20 protein-coding genes are annotated in these 22,378 nt (G+C 28.5%); 8 read left to right on the top strand and 12 right to left on the bottom strand.

From position 1 onward, the window contains the following. Window positions 1-69: 69 nt before the first annotated feature. The 6 genes from ssnA to KGF38_RS01060 all read right to left on the bottom strand — a co-directional run bounded on the left by ssnA (window position 70) and on the right by KGF38_RS01060 (window position 8,438). Window positions 70-1,398 carry a putative aminohydrolase SsnA gene (ssnA, locus tag KGF38_RS01035; protein WP_054271657.1) on the bottom strand — a complete coding sequence of 443 codons (1,329 nt, stop codon included), beginning with the start codon at window positions 1,396-1,398 and terminating at the stop codon, window positions 70-72. 27 nt (window positions 1,399-1,425) lie between these two features. After that, entirely contained in the window at window positions 1,426-3,009 is a 1,584-nt protein-coding gene (locus KGF38_RS01040; RefSeq protein WP_054277602.1) for an N-acyl-D-amino-acid deacylase family protein, read from the bottom strand. A gap of 15 nt (window positions 3,010-3,024) precedes the next feature. Continuing rightward, window positions 3,025-4,212, bottom strand: a complete 1,188-nt coding sequence (locus tag KGF38_RS01045; protein WP_227832090.1) for a YgeY family selenium metabolism-linked hydrolase — start codon at window positions 4,210-4,212, stop codon at window positions 3,025-3,027. 173 nt (window positions 4,213-4,385) lie between these two features. After that, window positions 4,386-5,600, bottom strand: coding sequence for a diaminopropionate ammonia-lyase (gene dpaL / locus KGF38_RS01050; RefSeq protein ID WP_227832091.1), 1,215 nt, complete (start codon window positions 5,598-5,600; stop codon window positions 4,386-4,388). A 391-nt stretch (window positions 5,601-5,991) separates the two neighbouring features. Continuing rightward, the gene (locus KGF38_RS01055) at window positions 5,992-7,788 is read right to left on the bottom strand and encodes a sigma 54-interacting transcriptional regulator (protein ID WP_054270761.1); all 1,797 of its coding nucleotides are present in this window, start codon (window positions 7,786-7,788) and stop codon (window positions 5,992-5,994) included. A 272-nt stretch (window positions 7,789-8,060) separates the two neighbouring features. Beyond that, the gene (locus KGF38_RS01060) at window positions 8,061-8,438 is read right to left on the bottom strand and encodes a RidA family protein (RefSeq protein WP_003421988.1); all 378 of its coding nucleotides are present in this window, start codon (window positions 8,436-8,438) and stop codon (window positions 8,061-8,063) included. A gap of 851 nt (window positions 8,439-9,289) precedes the next feature. On the opposite strand from KGF38_RS01060, the gene KGF38_RS01065 reads away from it, so the two are divergent. Further along, entirely contained in the window at window positions 9,290-9,775 is a 486-nt protein-coding gene (locus KGF38_RS01065; RefSeq protein ID WP_227832092.1) for a hypothetical protein, read from the top strand. A 108-nt stretch (window positions 9,776-9,883) separates the two neighbouring features. Here KGF38_RS01065 and KGF38_RS01070 read toward each other — a convergent pair whose 3' ends face one another. The 4 genes from KGF38_RS01070 to KGF38_RS01085 form a co-directional block, all read right to left on the bottom strand. Further along, complete coding sequence (locus tag KGF38_RS01070; RefSeq protein ID WP_227832093.1) at window positions 9,884-10,423, bottom strand: flavodoxin family protein; 540 nt, start codon at window positions 10,421-10,423, stop codon at window positions 9,884-9,886. Between the two features lie 16 nt (window positions 10,424-10,439). Beyond that, window positions 10,440-10,829, bottom strand: a complete 390-nt coding sequence (locus KGF38_RS01075) for a MerR family transcriptional regulator (protein WP_054270765.1) — start codon at window positions 10,827-10,829, stop codon at window positions 10,440-10,442. A gap of 183 nt (window positions 10,830-11,012) precedes the next feature. Continuing rightward, window positions 11,013-12,134: an aldo/keto reductase gene (locus KGF38_RS01080; protein ID WP_054270793.1), complete on the bottom strand. Its 1,122-nt coding sequence runs from the start codon at window positions 12,132-12,134 to the stop codon at window positions 11,013-11,015. 165 nt (window positions 12,135-12,299) lie between these two features. Then, a complete protein-coding gene (locus KGF38_RS01085) occupies window positions 12,300-12,461 on the bottom strand; it encodes a hypothetical protein (protein WP_153885239.1) in 162 nt (53 codons plus the stop codon). Window positions 12,462-12,468: 7 nt separating this feature from the next. Between KGF38_RS01085 and KGF38_RS20545 the strand changes: the two genes are divergently transcribed. The 4 genes from KGF38_RS20545 (at window position 12,469) to KGF38_RS01105 (ending at window position 17,499) form a co-directional block, all read left to right on the top strand. Continuing rightward, window positions 12,469-12,570 (top strand): winged helix-turn-helix transcriptional regulator, encoded by a 102-nt coding sequence (locus tag KGF38_RS20545; RefSeq protein ID WP_227832106.1) that lies wholly within the window; start codon window positions 12,469-12,471, stop codon window positions 12,568-12,570. A 194-nt stretch (window positions 12,571-12,764) separates the two neighbouring features. Next, complete coding sequence (locus tag KGF38_RS01095) at window positions 12,765-14,414, top strand: cell wall-binding repeat-containing protein (RefSeq protein WP_054270766.1); 1,650 nt, start codon at window positions 12,765-12,767, stop codon at window positions 14,412-14,414. 295 nt (window positions 14,415-14,709) lie between these two features. Next, a complete protein-coding gene (locus tag KGF38_RS01100; protein WP_167641010.1) occupies window positions 14,710-15,459 on the top strand; it encodes an ABC transporter ATP-binding protein in 750 nt (249 codons plus the stop codon). 12 nt (window positions 15,460-15,471) lie between these two features. Then, window positions 15,472-17,499 carry an FtsX-like permease family protein gene (locus KGF38_RS01105; RefSeq protein ID WP_227832094.1) on the top strand — a complete coding sequence of 676 codons (2,028 nt, stop codon included), beginning with the start codon at window positions 15,472-15,474 and terminating at the stop codon, window positions 17,497-17,499. A 242-nt stretch (window positions 17,500-17,741) separates the two neighbouring features. On the opposite strand, the gene KGF38_RS01110 is transcribed toward KGF38_RS01105, so the two are convergent. Further along, window positions 17,742-17,963, bottom strand: coding sequence for a hypothetical protein (locus KGF38_RS01110; protein WP_227832095.1), 222 nt, complete (start codon window positions 17,961-17,963; stop codon window positions 17,742-17,744). Window positions 17,964-17,982: 19 nt separating this feature from the next. Between KGF38_RS01110 and KGF38_RS01115 the strand changes: the two genes are divergently transcribed. Continuing rightward, on the top strand, window positions 17,983-19,239 hold the full coding sequence (locus KGF38_RS01115; RefSeq protein ID WP_227832096.1) for an ATP-binding protein: 1,257 nt from the start codon (window positions 17,983-17,985) through the stop codon (window positions 19,237-19,239). Next, window positions 19,211-19,831: a response regulator transcription factor gene (locus KGF38_RS01120; RefSeq protein ID WP_167641013.1), complete on the top strand. Its 621-nt coding sequence runs from the start codon at window positions 19,211-19,213 to the stop codon at window positions 19,829-19,831. The genes KGF38_RS01115 and KGF38_RS01120 overlap by 29 nt, the downstream gene beginning before the upstream one ends. 125 nt (window positions 19,832-19,956) lie before the next feature. Here the strand turns inward: KGF38_RS01120 and KGF38_RS01125 are convergent, their stop codons facing one another. Then, a complete protein-coding gene (locus tag KGF38_RS01125; RefSeq protein WP_227832097.1) occupies window positions 19,957-20,859 on the bottom strand; it encodes a conserved phage C-terminal domain-containing protein in 903 nt (300 codons plus the stop codon). Window positions 20,860-21,383: 524 nt separating this feature from the next. On the opposite strand from KGF38_RS01125, the gene KGF38_RS01130 reads away from it, so the two are divergent. Further along, window positions 21,384-22,304, top strand: a complete 921-nt coding sequence (locus KGF38_RS01130; RefSeq protein WP_227832098.1) for a GyrI-like domain-containing protein — start codon at window positions 21,384-21,386, stop codon at window positions 22,302-22,304. The last annotated feature ends 74 nt before the right edge of the window (window positions 22,305-22,378 follow it).

The following is a 22,378-nucleotide window of genomic DNA, read 5'->3' on the forward strand; positions in this document are numbered from 1 at the left end:
TTCCATATATTTTTTATCTATATATTTCATTTAAATTCCTATTTTTGTCCAAGTTATATTTTACAATGTTTAAATTCTATTCCACAGATTTTGGCTTAATTCTCTACTTTTAGCTAAAATACTTTCTTCGTCTATGTTTACTAACTTTCTATCTTTCATAAGTACTTTTCCATTTATAATAGTTGTATCTACACTTCTTCCACTCATACCAAAGATAGTGTGTCCCCCTATTGTATTTTCTGTCAATGGAGTATGTGGTATATAATCAACTACTATTACATCTGCATAAGCACCTTTTTTAAGTACTCCTAGGTCATTTTTATAATAAGCTTTAGCTATTTTTCTATTGTTATCGAATAACATTGTTTGTGACTCTCCAAATCCAACTCTTGGGTCTTTTAAGTGATGTTTGTGAATTATATTGGCAACTTTTAGTGATTCAAACATATCGCTAGTATATCCATCAGTTCCTAGACCTACTGTAACATCTCTTTTTAATAACTCTATTGCTGGAGAGCATCCAACTGCATTTCCCATATTAGATTCTGGATTATGAACTACAAATGTATTCGTTTTATTTAGAAGACTAATTTCATCTGTACTTATATATATGCAATGAACTGCTATAGTCTTTTCCTTTAGTACTCCAAAATCATTAAATCTTTCTAAAACTCTCTTTCCATATTTGTCTATATTGTATTGTAAATCATCTATACCCTCAGCAACATGTACATGATACCCTGTATCAAGACCATCCATTTCTGAAGCACACTTATTTAATGTATCATCAGATAGTGTAAATGCAGCATGAAGACCAAACATCCCTTTTATCATATCTGTATCATCTTTTTGAGCGTATTTTATAAAGTTTACGTTTTCATTGATTCCTTGTTGGATTGTATCTCCACCATCTCTATCAGATACCTCATAGCAAAGGCATGTTCTTATTCCTAAATCCTTTGCAACATCTGATATTGTAAACAAACTTCCTTCGATTGCATTTGGACTTGCATGATGGTCATAAACTGTTGTCACACCATTTTTTATACATTCTATATACGTTGCATATGCACTGTACTTAGTATCTTCTAGTGTAAGTTGCTTATCAAGTCTCCACCATAAATTGTTCAGTATCTCTAAAAAATTCTCAGAAGGTTTTCCTGGAACTGCCATTCCTCTAGCAAATGAGCTGTATATATGCATATGTGAATTTATTAGACCAGGCATGATTATCTTCTTGCCTGCATCTATAAATTCATGTACTGGATATTTAGCTTTCATTTCCTCTGTAGTACCTATATCTTCAATTAGATTATCGTTTATTACTACACATCCATCTTCCATATAGGGATTTAAAGAATCTTGGCTTATTAGCCTCCCATTCCCCACTAAAATCATAAATTTATTCCTCCTTAAAGCTAAGATTTAATTTTTAAGTACTTTTCCTGCTTTAATTTTATTGTATTTTCCTTCTTCAACAACACAATTTCCATTTATAATTACATAATCTATACCTGTAGGGTACTGCATAGAATTGATAAAATCATCACATCCACTAACTGTATCCTTGTCAAATATAACTATATCTGCAAAATATCCTTCTTTTAATTCGCCTCTATCTTTTATACTAAAGCTTGTAGCTGCTTTTTTAGTCATTTTATAGACAGCTTCTTCAATTGTTAGTACATTCAACTCTCTAACATATCTTCCTAGTATTTTAGGGAAAGAACCATATGCTCTTGGATGTGGTTTACCTGCTAAAAGACCATCTGTACATACATTTTGCTCGTCTCTTTTCATAAATCCTATTATATGTTCTTCCAATCCATAGAAATCTACCATTCCAACTGCATTTTCTTCTTCTTTTAATAAATCAAACGTTGCATCTAATGGGTCTTTTCCTCTCATTTCTCCAATTTCTAACAAGCTCTTACCAATTGTATCTTTATTTTTTTCTGTCTTTACACTTGTTACAAATATTTGGTCTATCCCTGCAAACTCTATAAAGTTATCCCAACCTTCTATTCCATTTGCTATATCTTTTTTCATTTTTGCTCTTTCGTTTTCATCACTTAGTCTTTCTATTAACTTATCAGTTCCTCCAGAATGTGCCCAAGGAGGTAAAACTACTCCAAGCATTGTACTTCCTGCTGCATATGGATACTGGTCAAAAGATACTCTTATTCCTTCTTTTTCAGCTTTTTCTAAAAGCTCTATAACTTGAGGTATATACTTCCAATTTGATTTACCACAAACCTTAAAGTGTGAAAAATGAACTTTTACTCCTGATTGTTTTCCAATTTCTATGATTTCTTCCATTGATGTTAAAATTGTATCTGCTTCACTTCTTTGGTGAACTACAAATACTCCATCATATTTTGCTACAACCTTACACATCTCTATAATTTCTTCTGTCAATGAATATGCACAAGGTATATATATAAGTCCAGTAGACAATCCTATAGCTCCTGCTTTTAATTCTCTCTCTGTGATTTCACACATCTTTTGAATTTCTTCTTTAGTGGCAGGTCTATCTTCAAGCCCCATTGCTTCCATTCTAACGTTTCCATGAGGTACTAGATAAGTTTCATTTAAACCTACCCCATTGTTATCCATCATTTTTAGATAATTCTCTGTTGTTTCATATTTCCAATCAATTTCATCACTTTCACCATCTAGGCCTGCTAAATTTTTTCTCCAAGAAGATATATGTTCTTGAGGTAGAGGGGCCATAGATATACCATCTTGGCCCAACACTTCTGTTGTAATTCCCTGTCTAATCTTTACCTCATTATATGGATTAACTAAAATCACTAGGTCTGAATGGCTATGAGTATCTATGAAACCTGGACATATAACTCTACCTTTTGCATCTATAACTTTGTCAGCTTCTTCATTTAAATCCTGTGATATTTTTAATATTTTCTCATTTTCTATTAAAATATCTCCTTCATATGCTGGTGTTTTACTTCCATCTACTATAAGCCCATGTTTTATTAAAGTTCTCACAAAACCATCTCCTAATTATTTTTTATAAACTGATTTTAATATACCATAATATCCTTCTGCACCTTTGAATAATTGGTCTAATTCTATATGCTCATCTATTGTGTGAGCAAGATTTTCTTTAGAAGGACCAAATCCTATTGTTCTTATTCCAGCCTCACCTGCATAATGGCTTCCATTTGTACAGAATGAGTATTGAGTTATTTCTGAATCTATTCCAGCTTCTTTTAATCCTTTATATGCTGCTTGAACAAATTCATCTTCTTCATCATATAACCAACCTGGGAAGAATCTTTCACTTTCTATAGTATTTCCTGTGTAACAATCAGCTTTTTCAACTGCATAAGAAACTTTTGCATTTAACTCTGGGTCTTCTTTCATCATTTCATCTAATAATGCTTGTATTGGAGCTAACACTCCTTCTCTTGTTTCACCAACTAATAATCTTCTGTCAAAAGTTGCTTTACAGTAATCTGGCACTACTGAAGCTCCTGGATATGGAGAAGATTTTATATCTGTTAAAACTAGTATTCCATCACCTAAAACTGGATGAGTTGGAGGTACTAATTGTTGTATCTTTTGGATTACATTAGCCATTTTATAAACTGCATTTACACCTTTTTCTGGATTAGCAGAGTGAGCTGGTTTACCAAAAGTTTCTACTACTATTTCTCCTCTACCTCTTTGACCAATCTTTAAGTTTAATTCTGAAGATTCACCTATTACAACATAATCAGGCTCAACAGCTTTACTTATTTCTCTAGCTGAAACTCCTTCAAATATTTCTTCGTGAACAACTCCTGCTACATATAATTCACCTTCAAAATCTTTGTTAGTATCTTCTGCAAAGTATGAAACAGCTGCCATCATAGCACTTACTTGCCCTTTCATATCAGAAGTTCCTCTTCCATATATTTTTCCATCTACTATTCTCGCTTCAAAAGGAGGAACACTCCATTTACTTGCATCTGGAACTGGAACTGTATCTATATGTCCATCAAATAATATTTTTTTACCTGGTTTGTTTCCTTTTATGCATCCTACTATATTTCCATATCTATCTCTTGACCAGCTATCAAAACCTAGCAAAGCAAAGTTTTCTTCTATTGCTTTTACTACATTTTCTTCCTGACCTGAATAACTAGCATTTCTTATTAAATCTTGGCATACTTCAGTTAATTGTTTTTTTCTTGTTTCATTTAACATTTTGATATTCCCCCATATAATTTTTAATTTGTTGATGTTTCACTTTGATATTTTACTTTTTTAATTTACTCATACTTTATTTAATTTATTGATTTTTCGCTTCTTTATATTTCATTTATTAAATTCTTATTTAGACTTTATTTTGATTTTATTTAGTTCTTATTTTAAGTCTTTTATTTGCTTTGGCACTCACCATTCCAAACTATATCTTTATATTTATCAGGGTCAGTGTCTCCTTCTGTACTTATTAATAATACTTTAGAGTTCTCATCTAATTTTAAAGCTTCTCTTAAGTCTTTTAAATCTTCACTTTCAAGGATTGAAACTAATGCTCCAGTTGTAACTGCTCCAGATTCTCCAGAAATTACTTTTTCATCTCCTCTTAGAGGATTTCCTAGTATTCTCATACCTTTAGCAGAAACCCAGTCTGGTGCTGAAACGAATGCTGATGAATAATTTTTTAACACTTCAAACCCTATAGTATTTGGTTCTCCACAAGCAAGACCAGCCATTATAGTTGGCATATCTCCTCCAACAAATCTTGGTTTTCCATCTCCTGCTTCTGCTGATTTATAGTAGCAATCAGCTTCATCAGCTTCTACTACTACTGTTATTGGGCATTCGTCGTATATTGAAGCAACATATCCTTGAACTGCACCAGCAAGTGAACCAACTCCTGCTTGCACAAATACGTGTGTTGGTCTGTCTACTCCATATTCTTTTAATTGCTCTATAGCTTCTTTAGCCATAGTTCCATATCCTTGCATTATCCATGCTGGAATTTCTTCATATCCGTCCCATGCTGTATCTTGAACCATTACTCCGTGGTCATCAGCTTCTGCATAGTCATTAGCTAATCTTACTGCATCATCATAGTTTAAATCTGTTATACTAGCATCTGCTCCTTCTCCTTTGATTTTATTTAATCTAAATTCAGAAGAACCTTTTGGCATTAATACAACAGATTTTTGACCTAATTTATTAGCAGTCCAAGCAACTCCTCTACCATGATTCCCATCTGTAGCCGTAAAGAAAGTTATTTCTCCTAATTTTTCTTTTATTTCCTTTGAAGTTAATTTGTCATATCCTAATTCAGATATATCTGTATCTAATCTTTGAGCTAAATATCTACCCATAGAATAAGAACCACCTAAAACTTTAAATGCATTTAATCCAAATCTATAAGATTCATCTTTAACATATATTCCGCTTACTCCTAGTGATTTTGCTAAGTTATCTAATTTAACTAAAGGAGTTTTTTCATATTGTGGAAAGCTCTCATGGAAAGCTTTAGCCTTTGCAATTTCTTCATCTTTTAAAAATTCAATCCCTTTTTCTTTTTCCTCAGATTTAGGTAGATTATTTAATTTCCATTTTATTTCTCTCATTTATTTTATATTCCCCTTTCAAATTTTTCGGTGTCATTTTAAGTTTTTATCTTTGTGTCTTCTAGTAAAGCAATTACTATGCCAATATTATTTATTCTAAAAATATTTTTTTTATGTTGGAATTACATACTTTTATAAAGCTTCTTTAACTTTTATAAATTTTGAATGTGAAAAATAAGATTTATAAAAGAAAAAATTCTCATATTGGGAAATTTTTATCAATACGAGAATTATCAATTCGAGAAACCGTTTCTTTGTTTTAATTTTTCCTTTATTATGTCTTATTCTTTATCTGTCTACTATTTTGTTAGATATATTACTGTATTTTATTTTCTATAAATATATGGTTATAACCTTCTATAATTTTATATTTTGATTGTTTATGTTACTACTATTCTTCTTCCAATTTTCTATATAATGTAGCCAAACCTATGCCTAAGTCTTTTGCTATTTTTTTCTTTGTCTTTGTATCTCTTCCATACTTATTCAACAACTTACTTATGTAAGTCAACTCTAATTCTTTAATTGAGAGTATCCTTTCTTGATTTTCTACTATCCCTTCAACTATATCATTTTCAAACGTTATACCTGTACTCTTACATACATTTCCATTAATATTATAATAGTTCAAAATATCTAATGGAAGCATATCTTTATATATTATTCCATCATCTCCAACTAAATTCATCATATACTCAACTGCATTTTCCAGTTCCCTTATATTTCCCGGCCAATTATAGTTAATCAACATATTCATAACATTTTCTTCTATTTTATTCAATTGAATACCTAATTCTAAAGAATATTTAGAAGCAAATTTCATCATTATTGCTTCAATATCATCTTTTCTTTCCCTAAGGGGTGGCAAATTTATAGGAATTACATTTAGTCTATAGTATAAATCATCCCTAAATTTACCTTCATTTACTAGTTTCAGTAAATTTTTATTTGTAGCTGCAATTACTCTTATATCTAAATCAATAAGCTTATTTGACCCAATTCTCGCAAATTTTCTTTCTTGTAAGACTCTAAGTAGCTTTGCTTGCAAAGGCATGGACAAATCGCCCATTTCATCAAGAAATATAACACCTTCATTTGCAAGTTCAAATTTACCTACCTTACCACCACTACTAGCTCCACTAAATGCTCCCTTTATATATCCAAACAATTCACTTTCAAGAAGGTTTTCTGGAATAGCAGCACAGTTTATAGCAATAAATGGCTTATTCCATCTGCTACCTTCTGCATGTATAGCTCTAGCAATTAGTTCTTTACCTGTACCACTTTCACCAGTTATAAGGACAGTCGAATTTGATTTTGCTAATTTCTTAGTTCTCTCTTTAACTTTCACCATAGCTTCTGAATTTCCAATTATAGACTCTATATCACTATTTCCCCATCCACTATTTACCTTTCCATGTCCTTTATGGTTGATATATGTCTTGTCAAATATTATTATTTTGTCATATTGATTTATATATGGATATACAGGAATTATTTTGGCATTTATATTATAAATTTTGTTATCAATATCAATTTCTAGCAATTCATGTCCATTTGAGGATGATTCAACTGATACTATATTCACTATATTTTCGATTATATTTTTCTCAATATCTAATTTTTTTAGAGCTATGTTGTTTATATAGGATATTTTGCTATTTATATCCAGTATTATAACGCCTTTTTCAACATTTTCAATTATTTCTATCATCATATTCATTTTTCTGCTACTATTTTTTGACGCTTCATGTTCTTCTATCTTCATGGAAATTAAATCGCATATATGATTGATAAATTTTAAATAATTATCTATTTTTGCACTTATTTCTACTTTTTTAGTTTTATCTGTACTAATAGCACCAATTACCCCTATAGTACGATTATTATATTTTATTGGAACTGCTATTATTACTTTATTTAGGCATTTCATGTAATGGGAACATTCTATACAAAGCTGATTATCACATATATCCAATACGACTAATTCCTGACCTGTCTGTATAACTTTATCATAAATAAAACCCTCAGTAACAACGCTTTCATTTATCTTTGATTTATATAGACCTGTGCCACTAATCCTTATTAATCTATCATCAACTATTTCAATATCTACATCTAATACACTAGCTACTGTTTCAGTGTATTTTATCATTTCTTGTTGAAATTCTTTTAATTTACTTAACATAGTCTCCCCCATTATAATTTAATTTACCAAATTATCAGTTTAGCTATATTTTAACATATAGTCAATTTTTAAAATATATATAAAACACAAAAAAGCCTTCCTCTTGTAACAGATATATTTTTGGCACAAAATATACATTACATGAGAAAAGCTCAATAGTTAAATATTTAGATAGATTTTTATATAGACTTTTTAATATAAACTTTTTTATTTTAATTGTAGACTTTTTTATTAGTTTTTAATTTTCATTAGTTTTGTTATCATTGTTATTGTTATAATACTGCCATTGCTTCAATTTCTAAAACTGCATCTTTTGGTAATTGAGCAACTTGTACACATGATCTTGCTGGTGGATTTTCTTTAAAATATGTAGCATACACTTCATTAATATCATTAAAATCTTTTAAATCTTTTACGAATACTGTAGTCTTAAATATTTTATCCATACTTGTACCAGCTTGCTCTAATATTGCTTTTACATTATCTAAAGAAGCTTTTGTTGCTTCTTTTGGGTCAGATACTAACTCACCAGTTTTCATATCTATTGGAAGTTGACCTGATGTAGAAACTATATTTCCAACTTGTATTGCTTGAGAATATGGTCCAATTGCTCCTGGAGCTTTCTCTGTAGCTATTACTACTTTTGACATAATTTCACCTCCTATTATTAGGTTATATTTACAGGAAAATAAAATTTCCTAAACACCAATATCAATATGAACCTTTAGATTAAATTTCAAATCTAAAACTTCAAATAATCAATACTCAGATGATTATATTTATTTGTGTTCATGTTAACTTTTATTAAAGCAATTAACATGCCAAACTTTACCTATATATAAATTTTTGTGAAGTCATTCAAACTAGTAACATCTAAATATTTTTGTAAGAAAATGCTTCAAAATTACTTTTTCCTAATGTCAATTTTTTTCTCATATCTAGAATTTTACCAACTTGAGAATTCTTGTTTTGAGAATTTATAGATTAAAACTGGCTTCTTAATCTCAAATCATCAAGTTATTATGTATGAAAGGACTATAGTTGACAATCCAACTACTATAAATAATAAAACCTTTACCCAAACCTTATTTACTCTAGTTATCATAGAGCCTATTGAAAATATAATAGCCAAATATAATAGTAACCAAAAAATTATCAATACCCATCACCATTGCTGAGAACTTACAGGTTTCCCTTTTAATAATCTTACTTCACAACATTACCCCTCTCATAATAAGTTCATAATCTATGATTAAATTATTATGTTGATTATCTCCCAGCAACTTTCTCCTTTCCTATTTTTTAAATCTTTTATAGAATTGTATCATGTCTAAGTGAATTTTCATACTATTAAGTCTTTTTTCTAATAAAGCATTAGCTCTCATTCTATGCCCAATAATGTAAGATTGTAGTTATTTTATTGATTTCAATAAATTTATTTAATATACTGATATTAATTATTCTTATATGAAATTATTATTTATTAGGGGGATTTTTTAATATGAGTAAAAGTGAATTAACAGCAGAAACAACAGAGGAAATGTTAAAAGTATTAAGTGGTAAAGATTATAATATTGCTTGTGATTTACATGAACTTGGCAAATCATTAGATTGCAAAATTGAGCCAAAGACAGGGGCTCGTTCTTACAAAATAGTATATTCAACTAAAAAACCAAAACGTAGCTTATTTACTATTGAATGTAACGAAAAAAAATGGAGAGTTAAAGCAAATCTTTTTCATCTAAATTCATATAAAAATTCTGTAGAGGAATGCTCTAAAACTATTAAGGAGAGTATCACTAAAACTCGAACTTGTAAAAAATGTAATTCAAAGTGTATTGGTGGTTCTTCATTTGAATTGGATGGAAAGTCTTACTTAACTTGTATAGGAAGTGGTCATTATTTTGCAAATATGGAAGATACTGATTGGAAAAGTCTAGAAGAATTAATTACTAAAGAAAATAACATCATGCAAGAATCTGTATAATTTTTTATAGTGATTATTAAAATATACGAGTGGCACTAGGTATTTAAATAAATATTGTAAATAAAGGACAGATTAAAATTAATCTGTCCTTTATTATATACAAACGTACTATACCAACTTGCCCATTTCATATGCCTCTTTCATTGACTCGCTTCCCTTAATCTCTCCTACATGCCAAACTCCTACACCATATACTATACCTTCTTCCTTAGACCCATTTAAACATGATGTAAACCCTCTAAATCCTTCTATTGTTCTTTCCATATCATCCATATTTTTATCTGCTGCTGCAACAATAAAATAGAAATCTTTATCACAAATTTCAGTATATCCAGAACAAGTTCTATCAATCATAGTTTTCATTTGTCCATTCATAGTATAAAAATAAACTGGAGTTGCCAAAACAATCACATCTGCTTTAATCATTTTTTCAAGAATTTCTCCCATATCATCCTTCTGTGGACAACTTGCTCCTTTTTCATAACATGCACCACATCCAGTACAATAGTTAACATCTTTATCTTTTAGAAATATCTTCTCTACTTTATTTTTTGATTCTAATGCCCCCTGCATAAATTGGTCACACAATAAATCAGAATTTCCACCTTTTCTAGGGCTTGCAGACACTATTAATACATTTTTACTCATAATATACTTCCTCCACTTATTTATTCATACTGTTTTCTAATGTCTTTTCTTTTTCAACAAGACCTTCTTCATATCTATCAATCTTAAAATTTAATCGTTCCAAAGTTTTTTGCATTTCTTCCATTCTTTTAGCTAATTGATTTCTCTGTTCTATCAAAAGTTCTTTTCTCGCTTGAATAGTACTATTTCCCTGTTGAAACATAGCCACATATTCAATCAGTGTCTCAATAGAAAGGCCTGCACTTCTCATACATTTTATAAAATTAACCCACTCGCAATCTTTTTCTGTAAAAGACCTAATCCCACTTTTATTTCTACCTACAGGTGGTATCAGACCAATGCGTTCATAGTATCGTAAAGTATCTGCTGAAAGCTCGTATTTTTTGCTAACTTCTGAAATCGTCATACATATATACCTCTCTCTTGATATTGTATAGATTAAAATATCATTAAATAACTTAAATAATATTCTATCGAAATTGCTTATTCTGTTTATCTATATTTGGTAAATTATCAAAACTATTTGCCCTATTTATCTACATATAATTATTTTTTAAAATTATTTATCCTGTTTATTTATATCTATTAATTATTTTTCAAAGATTTCTGCCACATTCTTTAAGGCATCTATAATTTTAATATGTTGTGGGCAACTTTCCTCACATTGTTTACATCCAATACAATCTGATGCTTTACCATAAGTCTTAGTATAGTTATTATAGTAAACCATCTGTGTCGAAAATCCAGTATTAAGAGCTTGTTTTTCTGAATTGTACAATGCAAAGTAGTTTGGAATAGCAATATTCTTTGGACATCCCTCTACACAATATTGACATGCAGTACATGGAACTGCAATTGATTCATTAATAATTTCTACAGCTTCATCTATAACATCATATTCATCTTTTGTGAATGGTTTGAAGTCTTGCATATACCCTGTATTGTCTAATAATTGTTCCATATTTGACATTCCACTTAAGACCATCATTACATTGTCTTTACTTGCTGCAAAACGGATTGCCCAAGATGGTATTGACATATCTGGATTATAGTCATGGAATAACTTCTCTGCTTTTTCTGGTATTTTGGCAAGTGTACCACCTTTTACTGGTTCCATAACAATCACAGGTTTATTGTGTTTCTCTGCTATCTCATAGCATTTTCTAGACTGTATGCTTTCATTGTCCCAGTCTATATAGTTAATCTGTAATTGCACAAAATCTACTTCTGGATGCTCAGTCAAGACTTCATCTAATAATTCTGCACTATCATGAAAAGAAAAACCAATATTCTTTATTTTCCCTTCCTTTTTCTTTTCTTCAATAAACTTAAAACTATCAAATTTTTTAGCTATTTCATAATGTGACACACCTATATTATGTAGAAGATAATAATCAAAATAATCTACACCACACTTTTCTAACTGCTCATTAAAAATAGTCTCTTGTTCTTCTTTTTTCTTTAAAACCATTAATGGTAGTTTTGTAGCTACAGTAAAGCTATCTCTTTTATGTCTCTTTACTAAAGATTCTCTAAGTGCTATCTCACTTTTTCCCATGTGATATACATAGGCTGTATCAAAATATGTAAATCCTCTCTCCAAGAAAGTATCAACCATTTTATTTAAATATTCCATATCAATAGTTGTAACATCATTTTCATCTTTTATTGGTAAACGCATTAATCCAAAACCTAATTTTTTTGCCTCCATTGCTTTACTTCCCCCTTTAAAACTTATTTGTTTTATTTCTCTCTTAACTTCTCTTTTGAATATATATAATTCTTGCATAATTATACTTTACTACTTGGAGTTAACTTCAAGTCAATAGATTTTTTTATTTTTGATAGAAATATTATAGAAATATAGTTTTTGACATTAATCTACTGAATGTTCTTTCCACTTCCCACTTCTCCAACGCCACAAGAAACATATACTTCGGAAACCCCAGTCCATAAGCATTGCTATAAATATACTCAAAACACCAATTCCCACAACATAGGCTAATAGATAGCTACAACCAATACGAAAAATAAGCATAGATAAAATAGAATATTCTCTAACAGATTTAGGAATAAGTTTTGTTCCTGTTTTAGAAAATATGAAACAATTGGGAAAAACTTATTTGTCAGATGATAAAAATGAATAGTGTATACCCATTTTAAAAAACATTTTCCTATTTATATTTATGATACAATATTAAATATAAACAGGAAAATTTTATGTTTAAATAATCTTATCTGTTGATTTTATAATATTAGATTCAGTATCAACTTGATTTTAAGATTATATTTTACTAAGTAATGCTAAATAATAAAATTTTAAAGATTGTGAGGTAAAAATATGAATAAGAAAAGTTTAGCTATATTAGTATCGGGTGTGATGTTTTTTTCTAGTTCTTCAATAATTTTTGCAAATAACGCTACAAAACAAGAACGACTAATAGGTAAAACAAGATTTGAAACAGCTGTAGAGGTAAGTAAATTGGGATGGGTTCAATCAAAAACAGCTATTCTAGTTAATGGTGACTCTATTCAAAGTGCTCTTTGTGCAAATCCATTTGCTATACTAAAGAATGCACCTATTCTTTTAGTAAACAGTAATAGTATCGAGAGTTCGACTAAAGCTGAACTTAAGAGACTTGGTGTGGACAACGTGTACATAGTAGATAGTGGAAATAGTATTTCTGATAAAGTAGAAAATGAAATAAAATCACTTAACATAAAAATAAATAAAATAGCAGGAAATAATATATATGAAATGTCTACAAATGTACTTAAAGAAATAGATAAGATAAAAAAGGTAGAAAATATTGTTGTTGTAAATGGATTAAAGGGGTTATCTGATGCAGTTAGTATAGCTTCTCCCGCAGCAGTACACAATATGCCTATAATACTAGTATCAGATGAAAATAGTAATAACAACAGTATAAATTTCTTAAATAATAAATCTATAAAGAAATCCTATATAGTTGGAGGAAATAAGGTCTTATCAGACAACATAGTAAAAAAATATCCAAACAAAGAAAGAATTAGTGGCTCAGATAGAAACAATACTAACGCAAAAATTATCGAACAATTTTATAAGGACAAGAAAATAAATAATATATTTGTAGCCAAAGATGGTATTAATCAAGAAAATGCACTAGTAGATTCATTATCAATAGGAGTACTAGCTGCTAAAGAAAATTCACCTATAATGATATCTAATGGTAGCCTTGTAAATAGTCAAAAAGAATTTATTAAAAATAAAGACATAGATAAAATAACACAAGTAGGAGGAGGATATAACCAAAAAGCATTTGAAGATATTTTAAAACTAAAAAATGTTGATATAAGAAATAAAACTAAGAAAATATCTTTAATACAGGCTAAAAATATATTAAAACAAGCTCTTCCAGGAAACAATATTTTAGTTTGTTATTATGACGAAGATGATAATAAATATGACTGCAAAGTTCTAAAAGATAATGTTGTATATGAAATAGAAATTGATGCATACTCTGGCAAAATAATAGAAATTGAAAAAGACGATGACTTAAATGATAACAATTTAGGTACAAAAAATATATCATTGGATAAAGCTAAATCTATAGCACTAGATGCTATTCCTAATGGTAATTTAATCTATTGCAAATACGATGCTGAAGATAATGAATATGAAGCTAAAATAGTAAAGAATAAAAAAACATATGAATTAGAGATAAATGCATTTGATGGAAGAATTGTAGATATTGATATGGACAAGGATTCTGATGATGATGACTTTGATGACAACAATAACTCTAATACTAATGACAATAGTTCTATTATTGGTGCTGAAAAAGCTAAATCAATAATGCTAGATAAAGTACCTGGTGGGAAAATAGTAAAATTTGAATATGATGAAGATGATAAAGAATATGAAGGTGAAATAAGAAAAGGAAATACTGAATACGAGATAACAATCAATGCAATTACTGGTAAGATATTAGAGTTTGAAATAGATAATTAATAAAGTACACACTTTTATTAGTTATTATAAAGCCATAGATACTGGATTTTCCTGTATTTATGGCTTTTATTTTATTTTTTGTTTTTTCAATATTGTATCTCTATCACATACACTTTAACTCAAAGCTAGTAAAAATGTATTCAATATTATATATCTTGATAATAATCTACCCTTTCAATACTTTAATAATAATTCCCTTATTGCTTTACAAAAAATTGTTGCGTGATTTACTCATGAATTAACAATAAAGTTAATATATAATTTGACTGTATAAAGATGAAAGGAGATATATACAATGAATACCATATTGAAAGTAAATAACATAACTAAAATTTATACTAAGGGTCAAAAACCAAGTTTAGATAAGGTATCTTTCAATGTATCAGAAGGAGAATTTATAGGGATAATGGGGGCTTCTGGTTCTGGAAAAACAACTCTTCTTAACGTATTATCTACAATTGATAAACCAACAAGTGGAGATATTTTCATAAACAATGTAAGCTTGAAATCACTTAATGATACCAGTTCTGCTGATTTTCGTAGAGATAATTTAGGTTTTATCTTTCAAGAATATTTTTTACTAGATAGCCTTACAATTTTCGAGAATATTTCGGTACCCCTTACACTTCAAAAACTACATCCAGATAAAATAGAAAACATGGTAAGAAGTCTAGCCGAACGCTTTGGTATAACTGCTCAATTAAACAAATATCCAAATGAATTATCTGGAGGGCAAAGGCAGAGAGCTTCAGCAGTTAGAGCAATAGTTAAACAACCTAGCATTCTATTTGCAGACGAACCAACAGGTGCTTTAGATTCTAACTCAGCCACTGAGCTACTCTACTCACTACAAGAAGCAAATGAGGAATTGAAAACAACAATTTTAATGGTAACACACGATGCCTATGCAGCTAGCTTTGCAAATCGAATTTTGATTTTTAAAGATGGTTGTATCATTAAAGAACTAGACAAGCAACAAAACAGCAGGCGTACATTTTATGAATTGATTATTAAAGAAATTACAAAATTGGATACTAAAAGATAGGAGGATAATTTAATGAACATTTTTTACATGGCAATAAAAAACCTTAAAAAGAACCTTTCATTCTATTCTCTATATATGCTTTCAGTCTCTTTTGTTATCACTGTATTTTTTGCATTTACTTCATTTTCTGTTAATAAGGTAATATTAGAAAAGATTTCAACTGATGGCAGAGTCGAATCTATGTGTAATGTTATCTCCATATTTTTAATGGTATTTGTTATCTTCTATATGACATATTCAAATCGCTTCTTCTTGAGACGTCGTACAAAAGAACTTGGCATATATACTTTACTTGGCTACCGTAAGTTTACAGTCCTATCACTACTTACTTTTGAGAATATATTAACTTGTATTGGAGCTCTTATTGTTGGATTGATATTGGGGGCATTGGTTCATAAAGGTATTGTCTTTGGAATTAATGCACTTCTCAATTTGTCAATTGACAATTCACAAATCCCATTTTTTAATATGAGTGCAATATCTAAAACAACACTCTTTATAGTCTTAGTTGTTTTAGTAATAGCTATATCAAACGCTAAATTTATTTTTAAGACTTCACTTATAAAATTAGTAAGATATGAAAAAAGTGCAGAAAAAAAGTTGAAGTTCCGAAAAATTCCAGCTTTTATAGGCTTTATTCTGATTTTAAGTGGCTATTGTCTAGCATTAGATATTCTTCGTGGAACTAAGTCAGTATGGATATGTATAGGATTTTATCAAATAGGTTTGATAACTATGATTCTTATTGTAGTTGGTACAATTCTCTTTATCAGTTCCTTTCTTCCATACATTATGCAACATAGCAAAAAAAATAAAAAAGCTTTCTATACAGATATAAAGATAATAACTACTCCAAACTTTATCTATCGTATTCGCTCAAATTCTAAGACTCTGATTATGCTTACATTGCTCTGTGCTGCTACTTTAACAGTTTCAAGTGTCATGGCACTCTCTTTATATTATCCTATTGCATCAGTTTCACGTATTGCACCTTCAGAGATAGAATTTAGAGTAGAAAGAAATAAGCAAATTGAAGATGTAAAACAAATTGTAAGTCAATATACATCGAATACAGACGATGTTACTTTTACACAGACGGATATTTATAAAGTAAAATCTTCAACAAAAGACCTTCCAATTGAATATACAATTGGTACATCTAGGAATGATTTATCTAATAATAGTTCATTAAAAAAATTTATTCCTAGAGAGGCAGGGTTTGAATGTATATCTTTTTCTGATTACTACACTTTATTAAAGGGACAAAATCGAACAAAACTACTAAAACAACTTACTCCTTTAAGAGATAATGAATGTATTTTGGTAAAGTATCAACCGAATAATGATGGAAGTAGTGAAAATGGAATGATTTATCCACTACTCATCAATGATACAAAAACACCTATAATAGTAAAAGAGACATCTCTAAATAATACCATCTCTTTTGGTAATAGTGTTGGAACTCTCGTTGTTAGTGATAGTATATATAAGAAAATAGCTCAAAATAAATTACCAGTAACAAGTATTGTAAGTATCAATGGTAAATCAATTAAAAATAACGAAAATTTATATAGTGACATCTCAGATTATTTAAATAAAAGTCCTTATTTACAAGGTCATTCCCACAGGATTAATGACTTATTATCAATTAATAGCTCTACATTCCTGCTAATAGGATTTCTTGTTGTTTTATTTTTTATTGCTGTTGGAAGTATTTTATACTTTAACAATATATCAGCAGTTTCAGATTCAAAGTCTGACTATGATATTTTACAAAAAATGGGCTACACTAATGTTCAAATAAAAAAAATTATCAAGAAGCAGGTGTTGCCATTTTTTAATATTCCATTTTTACTTGGGATATTGGATTGTGTATTTGCTACTTTGGTCTATAAAACTGCTTTGATGCAAAATTTACTTGGAAGCTCGTTTTCACAATACATACCTGTAATTATTGCGATTTTCTTAACTGCCATAGTATATTTAATATACTACATACTCACTACTAAAACCTGTTGTAAAATCGTATTAAAAAAATGATATTTACCTAAATCGTCATACTTAAATGTGTGACGATTTAGTCCACTTTATTTATTTATAAATATTTTATATAATAAAAATTATAAACTCATAAATTTGATATAGTCATGAGCCTAATATAATACACACTATAAATCTATAAGGAGGTGTATAAAATTGACAAACTTTAATTTAAAAATACTATTTTTAGGAAACTATATCTTATCACTCCTCTTTATGGTATTGTCTACAAATGTTGAAACTTATCTGAATATACAAAGCATCATTCCCTTGATAATCTCAACATTATTACTTATAGATATTACATATATAACATCTTGTAATGTCAGAGAAAATAATACTATCTCATTGTTTTGTGGATTGTTAATGCTTGATAGTTGGTATTTACTCTTATCCTCTATAGCAACACCTGTAAGTACTATTATTTTTGAAATATTAAGCCCAATTATATTGTATATCTCCATCAAATTTATACTTTTATTCTTGTTTCAAGGTAGCAGATATAAGTTTCGCAAGATAACAGATATTTTATTATTTATCACTTGCTTTGGTACAGTTATAGGAACATTTATTTCTAAAAGAATATATGCTGGTATGTATGGACTACAGTTTGTAGTAAGTATAGCATGCTTTTTATATATTGTTTTTTACCATTGGAAAAGGGTTGATTTTGTCATAAGAAGTGAAAAAAAGCCTATATTTATTTCTATATTTATAACACTAATAGGATTTATTATTTATTACTTTTTCACAATAAAAATTTCAAATCATATTAGTAATTTTGGAATCTATCTAACTGTATTGATATTTTCTATGAGTATTCATGGGATTGTACTTAGAGAAAATGATAGTTTTCCTCTTTCAACAATCTTTAGCCTAAAACAAAGGATTATTCTTCTTTTTATAAGTATCACATTAATTAGTATGATAGTAATATTTAGTGGTGGCAATTTATCTATAATATTGATAGCTATAAACACCTTGTTTATGTTAATTTTTATTTGTAATATTATTTTGGAATTTAATCTAAAATATGAAAAAAAACAAATAACTAAAGATAGTAAGTATACTCTAGCATTAGATAGATTACAACAAGAGGAACGGCTAAAGATAGAGTTCTCTAATTTTTTACATGATGATATATTGCAAGACTTGCTTTCAATAAAAAATATGACTAACAAGTCACATCGCCCAGAAATACAAGATATTATATGTGATACACTTAATGATTTAAATACACGTATAAGAAAGCAAATGCAAGACTATCATCCTGTAATATTAAAAAATCTAACAGTAAAAGAAAATTATCAGAATTTGATTGAAAGTGTTTCCTTAACTTTTCCACAAAGAAATATTTCAGTTTCATTTATATGTTCTGATACTTTATTTTTGGTTGAGCCATACGATATATTGATATACCGTTTAATTAAAGAATTGCTAACAAATGTATATAAGCATTCAAATGGTAGCCATGCATGGATAACTTTATCACTTGAAAAAGATATAATAAAATTGAATATTAGTGATAATGGTGTTACAAATACATCCCTCAAAACTCATCTAGGTATATCTAAAATCTCTTTAGATACAACAAAGCATAAAGGAATTGTATCAATTAAAGAACAAGTAGAAAATCTAGGAGGAACGATAAACATATCTGATAACATCCCCCATGGTGCTTGTGTACAAATTACAATTCCTATGAAAGGAGATGGTTCTTATAAATATTTTGTTAGTTGATGACCATACACTTTTTGCTAAGAGCTTGTCCATTGCATTAGAAGAATATGATGAAATTGAACAATTTTATTCTACACAAGATGTTCATAATTTATCAGAAGTGATTGTAGATAAAAGAATAGACATTGTCTTAATGGATATAAATCTTAAAGACTTAAGCGAATATGATGGATTAAAAGTAGCTTATAATTTATTAAAGATTAACCCTACCATTAAAATAATAATATTAACAGGATATGACCTGCCTGTTTATAAATATGAAGCTAAAAAAATAGGTATCTGCGGATTCCTTAATAAAAATATTAGTCCTGATAGTTTAATTGATTCTCTATTAAAAGTATATCAAGGTAGAACTTGTTTTACATCTGAAAACGATGAAATAATTATTGAAGATTTGACAAGTATGGAGAAAAAAATATTACAGCTTATCTGTAGTGGTAAAAAAAGAAAAGTGATTGCTGACGAGTTGTACATAAGTGAAAGAACATTATCAAATCATCTACAACATATATATGACAAACTAGATGTTTCTTCATCAGTTGAAGCTATCACAAAAGCAATTCAAATGGGTTATATTTCTCCAATATATTAAAAAAATAGTGTGCATTTCTCACTAAAAAATGCACACTATTTTTTAATATACTGTTTATCCTTACATATACTCATATTTTAATCAACTAAAAACAAACTAACCTCTTAATAAATATCTCTCTACAGTTACTCATACATATCCTCACATCTATCTCCATAATTACAAGGTCTTAAAGAACTTCCTTCACTTAAATACGACTCAAAGTCACATCCAAACAAAATTACTGGCTCTATATACATCTCCATAGATGTATATCTCCATCTTTTTACCTTTGACTCTATAACCTTATAAAAATCTTCTAAACAATGCCCTTCTTTTAATCTTTCATCTATAATCTCCTTAGTTATACCTAAATCAACTTTAAAATTTTTTCCTGATTCATTATTTAGTTTTCTTATAATAACTTCATGAATACTTTCTAAAGCTTGGTAAGTTGATTCTTCAGGTGCATTTTTATTTAAATTCTTTTTATTTAAATTGTTTTTTAATAACTCTTTTTTCTTTGTCTCATTTTCTGTTTCACATCCTGTATCAATTACCCACTCATAATCTTCATCTATATTCTCTTCATCTATACAGCCATATGTGTTGGTATTATTGTGCTTGAACAACCCATCTCTATGCTTATATTTCATTGATTTTTGATTATTGTTAATAGTTCCATTAATATATTTCTCTATATTTGTGAAAATATCACTATTTTTCGTTACAACCTCTGTATTACTATCTTCAGAACAAACATAACTATATACAGAACAACAATTTCCCTTTACTCCTCTACTTATTAGTCTCAATATACCTAAATCTATAAACTCATTTACAAGTTTACTTATTGTAGATATGGATACATCAAGGTCTGATGCAGCTTTTCTTACTGTCATCATAAATTGTCCTCTTGGCAAAGTTTTTTTTAATCTTTGTATATTTTCCTTTCTCATTACATAATGATTAAATCTTATTCTATTTACATCACTTCGTTCATTAAAATATAATACTGCTGAATTTAATTGATAAAAACTGTTACTCATATTCTCACTCCTCCATTTTAAATAAATAATCATTTATAAAAGTATTTAGATTTGTAAATAACTTATTAGATGATTATTTTTATTTTAAAGTTTTAAGTATAATAAGTTAATGGTGTAGATTTAACTTTTTTATTTAAACAATAAATTTAATATTATTTTTAATATAAAAATTTTATTAAATTTAGTATGTAATTTTTTAATATTATTTTATATCCTCTATGCTTTTGTACTATATATTAAACTACTCTACCTTAACTACCTTCAGTTATTATTCACCTGATAACTATCCCATATAATAAGTTATGTATTTATATAAATACACAATCAAAAATAAATCACTATGGTATACTAATTATTACGAATATCATACTGATATCTACAAAGACAAATATAAGACATCTTATACTTTTTATTAATTATAAAAAATTGGATACCACCTTATTTTCCATAAATTACAAATATATAAAATATTATTACTATCACTTAGTTAATATATACAGTTTACACAATGAGGAGGGATATTTATGACAAGCTCAAAAAGTAAAACAGAATATCTAAATCGTATTTGCAAAGTACAAGACTATATAGAAGAACATCTACATGAACCACTTTCTCTTGATGAACTTTCCAATATAGCAGGTTTTTCAAAGTTTCATTTTCATAGAATTTTCAAAGCTATAGAAAAAGAAACTTTATCTCAGTATGTAAATAGACTAAAACTAGAAAATGCAACAGCTTTTCTTATTCATCGTACTGATATGACAATTACTGATATTGCACACTACTTTGGTTTTACTGATTCTGCAGTTTTTTCTAGAGCATTTAAAAATTATTATAAAATAAGCCCTATAAAATATAGAAATAATTATAGCAAGAATTGCAAAGAACCATATAAAATTTCTCAGTACAATAGAAGCATATCAAAACCTAAATGCAAGAATACTAGAGAGGTTAAGGGTGAAATTGAAATTCTAGAACTTGATGATATGAATACTGTTTATACTAGATATACTGGTTCATATGGTAATCTAACCAGTACTTTCCCAAAACTCTTAGAAAAGCTCTTTACATATGTAAGTGAGCAGAATCTAATTGAACTTGATAATACAAAAATATTAGCTATATATCATGATAATCCACAATTTACACAGGAACATCAATTAAGAACTAGTATTTGTATGACAATTCCAGACAACAAGATTGTCAAAGAAAATGATAATATTGGTAATATGATAATACCTTCTGGAAAGTATCTTGTGGGACATTTCGATATTTCAAAACATGAATACAGTGATGCTTGGGATTTTATGTATAATGAATGGCTATCAAATGGCAATTACAAGTTACGTTCATCATTTCCTTTTGAAGTATATCTTAATAACCCAAACAATCACCCTCAAAATAGGCACTTAGTTGATATATATTTGCCTATAGAACATTTTTAATAACCTACTCTAAATTATTCTTGTACTAAGGATTCAAACATCCCTATGTTATGTTTTGATAAGATTGATAAAAT

Source organism: Clostridioides sp. ZZV14-6387 (genome assembly GCF_020657835.1).
GTDB lineage: Bacteria > Bacillota > Clostridia > Peptostreptococcales > Peptostreptococcaceae > Clostridioides > Clostridioides difficile_A.

Excerpts from the sequence above, each read along its gene's own strand:
- ssnA (WP_054271657.1), bottom strand. The coding sequence starts at position 1,398 with ATGATTTTAGTGGGGAATGGGAGGCTAATAAGCCAAGATTCTTTAAAT.
- KGF38_RS01045 (WP_227832090.1), bottom strand. The coding sequence starts at position 4,212 with ATGTTAAATGAAACAAGAAAAAAACAATTAACTGAAGTATGCCAAGAT.
- dpaL (WP_227832091.1), bottom strand. The coding sequence starts at position 5,600 with ATGAGAGAAATAAAATGGAAATTAAATAATCTACCTAAATCTGAGGAA.
- KGF38_RS01055 (WP_054270761.1), bottom strand. The coding sequence starts at position 7,788 with ATGTTAAGTAAATTAAAAGAATTTCAACAAGAAATGATAAAATACACT.
- KGF38_RS01060 (WP_003421988.1), bottom strand. The coding sequence starts at position 8,438 with ATGTCAAAAGTAGTAATAGCTACAGAGAAAGCTCCAGGAGCAATTGGA.
- KGF38_RS01065 (WP_227832092.1), top strand. The coding sequence starts at position 9,290 with ATGAGTAAAAGTGAATTAACAGCAGAAACAACAGAGGAAATGTTAAAA.
- KGF38_RS01070 (WP_227832093.1), bottom strand. The coding sequence starts at position 10,423 with ATGAGTAAAAATGTATTAATAGTGTCTGCAAGCCCTAGAAAAGGTGGA.
- KGF38_RS01075 (WP_054270765.1), bottom strand. The coding sequence starts at position 10,829 with ATGACGATTTCAGAAGTTAGCAAAAAATACGAGCTTTCAGCAGATACT.
- KGF38_RS01080 (WP_054270793.1), bottom strand. The coding sequence starts at position 12,134 with ATGGAGGCAAAAAAATTAGGTTTTGGATTAATGCGTTTACCAATAAAA.
- KGF38_RS01085 (WP_153885239.1), bottom strand. The coding sequence starts at position 12,461 with ATGCTTATTTTTCGTATTGGTTGTAGCTATCTATTAGCCTATGTTGTG.
- KGF38_RS01095 (WP_054270766.1), top strand. The coding sequence starts at position 12,765 with ATGAATAAGAAAAGTTTAGCTATATTAGTATCGGGTGTGATGTTTTTT.
- KGF38_RS01100 (WP_167641010.1), top strand. The coding sequence starts at position 14,710 with ATGAATACCATATTGAAAGTAAATAACATAACTAAAATTTATACTAAG.
- KGF38_RS01105 (WP_227832094.1), top strand. The coding sequence starts at position 15,472 with ATGAACATTTTTTACATGGCAATAAAAAACCTTAAAAAGAACCTTTCA.
- KGF38_RS01110 (WP_227832095.1), bottom strand. The coding sequence starts at position 17,963 with ATGGAGATATACAATATAATTGGGCTTAATATTTCAAAAATAATAGTA.
- KGF38_RS01120 (WP_167641013.1), top strand. The coding sequence starts at position 19,211 with ATGGTTCTTATAAATATTTTGTTAGTTGATGACCATACACTTTTTGCT.
- KGF38_RS01125 (WP_227832097.1), bottom strand. The coding sequence starts at position 20,859 with ATGAGTAACAGTTTTTATCAATTAAATTCAGCAGTATTATATTTTAAT.
- KGF38_RS01130 (WP_227832098.1), top strand. The coding sequence starts at position 21,384 with ATGACAAGCTCAAAAAGTAAAACAGAATATCTAAATCGTATTTGCAAA.